Annotated in this window: 1 protein-coding gene; it reads left to right on the top strand. The window is 60.4% G+C overall.

Annotation, left to right across the window (positions count from 1 at the left end):
* Positions 1 to 938 (top strand): transposase (locus tag IVB13_RS08295; protein ID WP_247488306.1); only part of this gene is annotated, 938 nt, incomplete at its 5' end.
* Between the last annotated feature and the right edge of the window lies 1 nt (position 939).

The raw sequence follows: 939 nt of genomic DNA, 5'->3' as shown, positions 1-939 counted from the left end.
TTGTGTCGCGAGATCGCGGTGGTGGATACGGCGAGGCAGCAGCCAAGGCGCTGCCGAACGCCATCCAAGTCGCCGACCGCTGGCATCTGATGGAAAATGCGAGCGCGGCCTTCCTTGATGCGGTGCGCCGCTCCATGAACAGAATCCGAACCGCAATTGGAGCGACGACGATCAACCCGGAATTGCTGACCTGTGCGGAAAAGCTGCGCTATCAGGGCTATTTGCGGCGGCAGGACAGCCATGCCGTAATTACGGCTCTCGTCAGCGACGGTGTGTCGCTCAAGGAGATCGTCCGCCGCACAGGACATAGTCGCAATCTGGTTCGCCAAATTAGCCGCGGCGGCGGTACGGATATGTTCCGCACCCGTCAAAGCACCCTGGACGGGCATCTGCCGTTCCTGGACGCGCAGTGGTCAGTCGGCTGTCGCAACGGTGCCGAGCTCTGGCGCCGCTTGAAGGGACAAGGCTTCAAGGGATCGCTGCGCGTCGTGGCGGAATGGGCGACGCGACGGCGACGTGCCGAGACTATCAGCCATCAACAATTGCAGAAGGTCCCCGCCGCCAGGACGATAGCGCAGCTGATGACGACGAAGCGCGACCACCTAACCAAAGCCGAGACCGTCACGCTTGCGGTCATCGAACAAAACGTTCCTATGCTGGCCGATGCCCAAGCTCTCGTTGGCCGCTTCCACGCGATGATCCGAAAGAAGGCCGAGATGGAGCTCGAACCTTGGATTGATGACTCCAAGCGGAGCCTCATTGCCTCGTTCGCGAATGGCATTGCCAACGATAAGGGCGCGGTGCACGCGGCTATCACGCAACCATGGTCCAATGGCCAAGTGGAAGCTCAGATCACCAAGCTCAAGCTGGTCAAACGGCAAATGTACGGGCGCGCTAAGCTCGATCTCCTTCAGGCTAGGCTGATTGGCGCGCCATAAA

The organism is Bradyrhizobium sp. 17 (assembly GCF_023073515.1).
Lineage (GTDB): Bacteria > Pseudomonadota > Alphaproteobacteria > Rhizobiales > Xanthobacteraceae > Bradyrhizobium > Bradyrhizobium canariense_D.
Note: the sequence above shows the minus strand (reverse complement) of the source record. Positions and strands in the feature narration are given on the sequence as shown.